This is a genomic window from Variovorax sp. YR752, assembly GCF_943372545.1.
This window is the reverse complement of the sequence record NZ_CALRZC010000308.1, coordinates 1-8,062: the sequence shown is the minus strand read 5'-3', so window position 1 is coordinate 8,062 and position 8,062 is coordinate 1. Positions and strand designations below refer to the sequence as shown.

At 67.2% G+C, this 8,062-nt stretch carries 6 protein-coding genes; all 6 read left to right on the top strand.

All coding sequences use genetic code 11. The features are described 5' to 3' along the window. Positions 1-146 precede the first annotated feature (146 nt). The 6 genes from lptE to AAG801_RS38230 all read left to right on the top strand — a co-directional run bounded on the left by lptE (position 147) and on the right by AAG801_RS38230 (position 7,981). Positions 147-668 (top strand): LPS assembly lipoprotein LptE, encoded by a 522-nt coding sequence (gene lptE, locus AAG801_RS38255; RefSeq protein WP_341893117.1) that lies wholly within the window; start codon positions 147-149, stop codon positions 666-668. A 20-nt stretch (positions 669-688) separates the two neighbouring features. After that, positions 689-1,759 (top strand): DNA polymerase III subunit delta, encoded by a 1,071-nt coding sequence (gene holA, locus AAG801_RS38250; protein ID WP_192194624.1) that lies wholly within the window; start codon positions 689-691, stop codon positions 1,757-1,759. Between the two features lie 76 nt (positions 1,760-1,835). Further along, complete coding sequence (locus AAG801_RS38245) at positions 1,836-3,128, top strand: glutamate-5-semialdehyde dehydrogenase (protein ID WP_341893116.1); 1,293 nt, start codon at positions 1,836-1,838, stop codon at positions 3,126-3,128. A gap of 184 nt (positions 3,129-3,312) precedes the next feature. Next, positions 3,313-4,629: a glutamate--cysteine ligase gene (gene gshA / locus AAG801_RS38240; RefSeq protein ID WP_101488326.1), complete on the top strand. Its 1,317-nt coding sequence runs from the start codon at positions 3,313-3,315 to the stop codon at positions 4,627-4,629. Between the two features lie 155 nt (positions 4,630-4,784). After that, positions 4,785-6,653: a potassium transporter Kup gene (locus tag AAG801_RS38235; RefSeq protein ID WP_341893115.1), complete on the top strand. Its 1,869-nt coding sequence runs from the start codon at positions 4,785-4,787 to the stop codon at positions 6,651-6,653. Positions 6,654-6,694: 41 nt separating this feature from the next. Then, positions 6,695-7,981 carry a benzoate/H(+) symporter BenE family transporter gene (locus tag AAG801_RS38230; RefSeq protein ID WP_341893114.1) on the top strand — a complete coding sequence of 429 codons (1,287 nt, stop codon included), beginning with the start codon at positions 6,695-6,697 and terminating at the stop codon, positions 7,979-7,981. Positions 7,982-8,062: the final 81 nt, after the last annotated feature.

The following is an 8,062-nucleotide window of genomic DNA, read 5'->3' as shown; positions in this document are numbered from 1 at the left end:
GAGATCGAGCGGCTGGCGATCGCCTGCGACGACTTCGTCAACTTCGCCGAAGGTGCGCCGCCCAAGCGCGTGATCGTGGTGCCCGGGCGCCTGGTCAACGTGGTCATCTGAACCAGACACTGCAGAACGACGGAAACGACAGACGCATGAACATTCGCAATGCCTCGCAGCCGCGCCGCGGCTTTCTCCTGGGCCTCGGCGTCGCGGGGGCTTCGCTGGCCCTGTCCGGCTGCGGCTTTGCGCTGCGCCAGGCGCCGACCTTTGCGTTCAAGACACTTTCGCTCGAAGGCAACACGGCACTCATCAACCAGCTGCGGCGCGAGTTGCGCGCGGCCGGCACCGTGACGCTGGTGCCCAAGGAAGCGGCGAGCACGGCCGATGCCGTGCTGGTCGTGCTGGGCGAGGACCGCGACCGCTTCGTGATCTCCACCAATTCCGCCGGCCTGCTGCGCGAAGTGCAGCTGCGCCTGCGCATCCGCTTCAGCCTGCGCACGCCGGGCGGCAAGGAATTGCTGGCCGCCTCCGAGGTCTCGCAGACGCGCGACCTGAGCTTCAACGAAACCAACGCGCTGGCCAAGGAGAGCGAGGCCGAGCTGCTGTACCGCGACATGCAAGCCGACATCGCGCAGCAGCTGATGCGCCGGCTGGCGGCAGTGCAATCCCTGTAAGCGTCGCTTCCGTTTTTTCAATGCAACTTGCCAGTGCCCAGCTCGGCGCCCACCTGCAAAAGGGCCTGAAGCCGCTTTACACGATCCACGGCGACGAGCCGCTGCTTGCGCAAGAAGCGGCCGACGCCATTCGCGCCGCCGCGCGCGCCCAAGGCCACACCGAGCGCAGCTCGTACACCGTGGCCGGCGCGCACTTCGACTGGAGCGCGGTGCTCGCGGCCGGGGGCTCGCTTTCGTTGTTCGCCGACAAGCAGATCGTCGAGATCCGCATTCCCTCGGGCAAGCCCGGCAAGGACGGCAGCGTTGCGCTGCAGCAGCTGGCCGAAGCAGCGCCGGGCAACGACAGCACGCTCACGCTGGTGATGCTGCCGCGCCTGGACAAGGCCACGCGCACCGGCGCGTGGTTCTCGGCGCTCGAGAACAACGGCGTGAGCCTCCAGGTCGACCCGATCGAGCGCGCCGCGCTGCCGCAATGGATCGCGCAGCGCCTCGGGTTGCAGAACCAGCGCGTGATGCCCGGCGACGAAGGCCAGCGCACGCTGCAGTTCTTTGCCGACCGCGTCGAAGGCAACCTGCTGGCCGCGCACCAGGAAATCCAGAAGCTCGCGCTGCTGCACCCGGCCGGCGAGCTGAGCTGGGAGCAGGTCGAGGGCGCCGTCAACAACGTGGCGCGCTACGACGTGTTCAAGCTCTCCGAGGCCGTGCTGGCCGGCAACCCGCAGCGCGTGGCGCGCATGCTCGACGGCCTGCAGGCCGAGGGCGAGGCCGAGGTGCTGGTGCACTACACGATCGCCGAGGACATCCGCGCCCTCAAGCGCGTGAAGGACGCCATGGCCGCCGGCCGCCCGCTGCCGATGGCGCTGCGCGAGAACCGCATCTGGGGCCCGCGCGAGCGCGCCTTCGAGCGCGTGCTGCCGCGCCTGGACGACCGCATGCTGACCCGGCTGCTGCGCGCGGCCCATCTGGTCGACGGCATCTGCAAGGGCCTGAAGCAGCCCGACTGGCCCGCCAGCGGCTGGCAGGCGCTGCAGCGGCTGGCGCTGATGCTGTGCCGCGCCTGCAGCACGGCCGCGGCGCCACGCCGCGCCTGACCTCCACGTGCCGTCTGTAGACGGCAAAAGGCCCGCGTCAGCCGGACCGAAGGTCCGCGTGGGAAAATGCGAGGCTATGAACGCGTTCAACGTCAGCGAGCACATGCAGACCCTCGGTCTGCAAGCCAAAGCCGCTGCATTCCTCATGGCCCGTGCGGATGCAGCTACCAAAAACAGAGCACTGAAAGCGCTGGCCCGGCGCCTGCGCGAAGTCGGCCCCGCGCTGGCTGCAGCCAACGAGAAGGACTTGGCACGCGCCACCGCCGCCGGCCTGTCGGCCCCGATGGTCGACCGGCTCAAGCTCACGCCCAAGGTCCTCGAAACCGTGGCCGAGGGCTGCGAGCAGCTGGCCGGCATGGCCGACGTGATCGGCGAGATCATCGGCATGAAGCAGCAGCCCAGCGGCATCCGCGTGGGCCAGATGCGCGTGCCGATCGGTGTCTTCGGCATGATCTACGAGAGCCGCCCCAACGTGACGATCGAGGCCGCGAGCCTCGCGATCAAGAGCGGCAACGCCGCCATCCTGCGCGGCGGCTCCGAGGCCATCGAGTCGAACAAGGCGCTGGCGCTGCTGGTGTCCGAGGCGCTGGCCGAAGCCGGCCTGCCGGTCGAGGCGGTGCAGCTGGTGCAGACCACCGACCGCGAAGCCGTGGGCCAGCTCATCGCCATGCCCGAGTTTGTCGACGTGATCATTCCGCGCGGCGGCAAGGGCCTCATCGAGCGCATCAGCCGCGATGCCAAGGTGCCCGTCATCAAGCACCTGGACGGCAACTGCCACGTGTACGTGGACGACACGGCCGAGTTCGACATGGCGCTGCGCATCGTCGACAACGCCAAGACCCAGAAGTACAGCCCCTGCAACGCCGCCGAAGGCCTGCTGGTGTCGGCGTCGGTGGCCGACCACTTCCTGCCCGAGATTGCCGCCGTCTTTGCCGCCAAGGGCGTCGAAATGCGCTGCGACCCGGCTGCCGCCGCGATCCTGCGCGCCAGCGAGGCGCACCATCCGCAGGCGAAGATCCTCGATGCCGTCGAGTCCGACTGGTCCGAGGAATACCTGGCCGCCGTCATCAGCGTGAAGGTGGTGGCGGGGGTCGACGAGGCCATTGCGCACATCAACCGCTACTCGAGCCACCACACCGACGCCATCGTCACGCGCGACCACATCAATGCCCAGCGCTTCCTGCGCGAGGTCGATTCGGCCAGCGTGATGGTGAATGCGAGCACGCGCTTCGCGGACGGTTTCGAGTACGGGCTGGGCGCCGAAATCGGCATCAGCACCGACAAGTTCCATGCGCGCGGCCCGGTCGGCATCGAAGGCCTGACCTCGCTCAAGTACGTGGTGCTGGGGCAGGGCGAAGTCCGCAGCTAGTCGGGTCCGAAAAGGCTGGGGCCATCGGGCCGGCGGCGCGGCGAGGCCCGTGCCGCGGTGTTCTTGCAACGTGAGTTGTGGATTGGGGTGCTTTGTTCTCTTTGGCTGCTTGTCATCGGGGCGGCCATCCCCAAATCCTACAATTCCACTCCACCTTTAAGCACAAAACCAACAAGGCCGCTGCATGGTTCCGCATCTCGTCACTGCCCTGACCGGCCCGATCAACGAACTGGAGCAGCGGGTGCTCGACTCGACGCCCGCCATCGAGCGCTGGTTTCGCCTCGAGTGGATGGAGCACACGCCGCCGTTCTACAGCGCCGTCGACATCCGTAACGCGGGCTTCAAGCTCGCCCCGGTCGACACCAACCTGTTCCCGGGTGGCTGGAACAACCTCACCAAGGAAATGCTGCCGCTGGCAGTGCAGGCCGCGCAGGCGGCCATCGAAAAGATCTGTCCGGAAGCGCGCAACCTGCTCGTCATTCCTGAAAATCACTCGAAAAACACCTTTTATCTCGCCAACATCGCGCAACTTGTGCGCATCTTCCATATGGCGGGCCTCAATGTGCGCATCGGCTCCGTCGATCCGGCCATCAAGTCGACCAAGAAGATCGAGCTGCCCAACGGCGAGACCGTGACGCTCGAACCGGTGGTGCGTTCCAAGCGCCGCCTGGGCCTGAAGAACTTCGATCCCTGCACAATTCTGCTCAACAACGAGCTTTCTGCAGGAACGCCCGGCATCCTCGAAGACCTGCACGAGCAGTACCTGCTGCCGCCGCTGCACGCGGGCTGGTCGGTACGCCGCAAGAGCAACCACCTGCACAGCTATGAAGAGCTGTGCAAGCGCTTCGGCAAGCTGCTGGGCATCGACCCCTGGCTGATCAACCCGATCTACGCGCGCGCCGAAGGCGTCGACGTGGCCGAGGGCCGCGGCATCGACGTGCTCACCAGCCATGTCGACGCGGTGCTCACCAAGGTGCGCCGCAAGTACAAGGAATACGGCATCAACGAGAAGCCGTTCGTGGTCGTCAAGGGCGGCCACAGCGGCAGCGGCAGCCCCGGCGTCGTGACCGTGCGCGACGCGAAAGAGGTCGAGGCGCTCATCGGCAAGTCGCGCACCGCGACCTCGTCGCCCGCCAAGACCAGCGCCGGGCGCGACCTGCGCGAACCCACCGAGCTGATCGTGCAGGAAGGCGTGCTCACCAACGAGCGCGTGCACAACGGCGTGGCCGAGCCCGTGGTCTACATGATGGACCGCTACGTGGTGGGCGGCTTCTACCGCGTGCATGCCGAGCGCGCCGCCGACGAGAACCTCAAGCAGCCGGGCGCCAGCTACGTGCCGCTGGCTTTCTCGGAAAGCGCGCAGCTGCCGCAACCGGGCGCCAAGCCCGGTGCCAGCGCCCCCAATCGTTTTTACATGTATGGCGTGGTGGGCCGTTTGGCCATGGTCGCGGCCAGTTACGAGATGGAAGCGACCGATCCGGACGCCGAAATCTACGAATGAGCGGCGGGGGCGGGTTGCGGCGCGGGCGGGCAACGGCAAAATAGCGGCCCCACAGCAAAGGAACCCAAAGGGCGGAGGGATGCGCGGCGCGGCCGCGGTACCCCGGCGTGACTGACGCGTCGATCATTGCGAGCCGCCCTTTTCCCATCGACCTCGTGTCAGCCCCCAAAAACATCTCTGCCGGCCTCATCGTCGGCGCCATTGGCGTCGTCTATGGCGACATCGGCACCAGCGTTCTCTATGCGGTCAAGGAAGTCTTCGGTCACGGCCATGTGCCGTTCACCGTCGAGAACGTCTACGGCATCCTGTCGATGTTCTTCTGGACCCTCACGGTCATCGTGTCGATCAAGTACGTCGTGCTCGTGCTGCGTGCCGACAACGAAGGCGAGGGCGGCCTGGTCGCGATGCTCGCGCTGGCCTCCCAGGCCGTGACCGACAAGCCGAGGCTGCGCCAGCTGCTGCTGGTCGTCGGCATCTTCGGCACCTCGCTCTTCTACGGCGACGGCGTGATCACGCCGGCCATCTCGGTGCTGTCGGCGGTCGAGGGCCTGGAGGTGGTGTCGCCGCACTTCAAGCACTACGTGATCCCGATCACGCTGGTCGTGCTGTTCTGCCTGTTCGCGGTGCAAAAGCGCGGCACCGCAGGCATCGGCAAGTTCTTCGGCCCGGTCACGCTGGCGTGGTTCGCGGCCATTGCGGTGCTGGGCGTGTGGCAGATCGCGCACCACCCCGAAATCATCAAGGCCCTGAACCCCTGGTTCGCGCTGAAGTTCATCTGGGACAACCCCGGCACCAGCTTCATCCTGCTGGGCGCCATGGTGCTGTGCGTGACCGGCGCCGAAGCGCTGTACGCCGACCTGGGCCACTTCGGCAAGAAGCCGATCCGCATCGCGTGGTTCTCGGTCGTCATGCCGGCGCTCACGCTCAACTACCTGGGCCAGGGCGCGCTGCTGCTGGAGAACCCCGAAGCCGTGAAGAACCCGTTCTTCATGATGGCGCCTGAATGGGCGCTCATTCCGCTGGTGTTGCTGGCCACGCTGTCCACGGTGATCGCCTCGCAGGCGCTCATCACCGGCGCCTTCAGCGTCACGCGCCAGGTGATCCAGCTGGGTTACCTGCCGCGCCTGAACATCGAGCACACCAGCGTGCGCACGGCCGGGCAAATCTACATCCCGCTGGTCAACTGGGGCCTGTTCGTGGCCATCGTGCTGGCAGTGGTGATGTTCCGCACCTCGAGCAGCCTGGCCGCGGCCTACGGCATCGCGGTGACGACCGACATGCTGATCACCACGATCCTGACCTTCTTCGTGATCCGCTACGCGTGGAAGCTGCCGCTGGCGCTGTGCATCGCCTCGACCGCCGTCTTCTTCGTGGTCGACTTCCTGTTCTTCGCCTCGAACCTGCTCAAGCTGTTCGAAGGTGGCTGGTTCCCGCTGCTGATCGGCGGCCTCGTGTTCACGCTGATGATCACCTGGAAGGAAGGTCGCCGCCTCATGGGCGAGGCGCAGCACGCCGATGCGATCGACCTGAAGTCGTTCCTCGGTTCGGTGTTCATGAGCCCGCCCGCGCGCGTCGACGGCACGGCCGTGTTCCTCACGGCCGAACCGGGCGTGGTGCCCAACGCGCTGCTGCACAACCTCAAGCACAACAAGGTGCTGCACGAGCAGAACATGTTCGTCACCGTGCGCAACCACGAGGTGCCCTGGATTCCGATGGACAAGCGCATCGAGATCGATGCACTGGGCAACCACTGCTGGCAGGTCATCGTGCACTACGGCTTCAAGAACGACATTGACCTGCCGCGCGCGCTGGACAACGCGCGCATGCGCGGCTGCCAGCTCGAGCCGATGACGACCAGCTACTTCCTCTCGCGCGACGTCGTGATCCCCACACTCGGCAGCGGCATGGCGCCGTGGCGCGAGAAGCTGTTCGCGCAGATGCACCACAACGCGAGCGGTGCTGCGGCCTTCCTGGGCCTGCCCAACAACGCGGTGGTCGAGCTCGGCTCCAAGATCGAAATCTGAGGCCCGCGGCGCCACGCCGCGTGCCCCGGCAAAATCGCGCCATGCGATTCTTCAAAGACCTGAGCCTTTCGGCCTTCACCGCGGGCTTCGTCGCCGTGCTCGTGGGTTTCACGAGTTCGGTGGCCATCGTGTTCCAGGCCGCCCAGGCCTTCGGGGCCACGCCCGAAATGACGGCCTCGTGGATGTGGGCGCTGGGCATCGGCATGGGGCTCGCCTCGGCGCTGCCTTCGCTGTGGTGGCGCAAGCCCGTCATGATTGCGTGGAGCACCCCCGGTGCGGCCGTGCTGGCCGTGGCCGGCGCGGGCTACGGCATGGGCGAGGCGGTGGGCGCCTTCATCGTCAGCGCGGTGCTGATCGTGATCGCGGGCGCCACCGGCTGGTTCGAGCGCGTGATGAACAAGATCCCGATGGCCATCGCCTCGGCGCTGCTGGCCGGCGTGCTCGCGCGCTTCGGCATGTCGGCCTTCACGGCGGCGCAGACCGCGTTGCCGCTGGTGCTGCTGATGCTCGGCACCTACCTCATCGGCAAGCGCCTGCTGCCGCGCTACGCGGTGCCGCTCACGCTGCTGGTGGCCATCGCCTTCACGGCCGCGCGCGGCGAGCTGGCGTGGTCGGCTGTGCAGTTCTCGCTCACCTGGCCGGTGTTCACGGCGCCGGTGTTCACCTGGCAGGCCATCGTGAGCCTGGCGCTGCCGCTGTTCGTCGTGACCATGGCTTCGCAGAACCTGCCCGGCGTGGCGGCGATCCGCGCCAGCGGCTTCAGCGATCTGCCGGTCAGCAAGCTCATCACCATCAGCGGCCTCGCGACGCTGGTGCTCGCGCCCTTCGGCGCCTTTGCGCTCAACCTCAGCGCCATCACGGCCGCCATGTGCATGGGCCGCGAGGCGCACGAAGACCCGGCGCGGCGCTACACGGCGGCCGTGAGCTGCGGCGCCATCTACGTGGTGATCGGCCTGTTCGGCGCGGCCGTCACGGGCCTGCTCACGGCCTTTCCGAAAGAACTGGTCGCGGCCATCGCCGGGCTGGCGCTGCTGGGCACCATCGGCGGCGGGCTGGCCGCGGCGGTGCGCGACGAGGCGCACCGCGAGGCCGCGCTCATCACCTTCCTGGTCACGCTCTCGGGCGTGACGCTGGCCGGCATCGGCTCCGCCTTCTGGGGCGTGGTGGCCGGCGCGGTGGCGCTGGCGGTGCAGCAGCTCGGCCGCGCACGCAGCGCACAGGTGCCAAAGGAAAAGGCCCCGGCCGACAAGGACATCGCCGCTTCCGGCAACATGCCGCCAGAAACACCCTCCACAGCCGCCGCTCCCGGCGCCGGAAAGAACGCCTGATGAAAAACATCCTCTTCGTCGCCGATCCGCTCGATCAGTTCAAGATCTACAAGGACACGACCTTCTCGATGATGCGCGAGG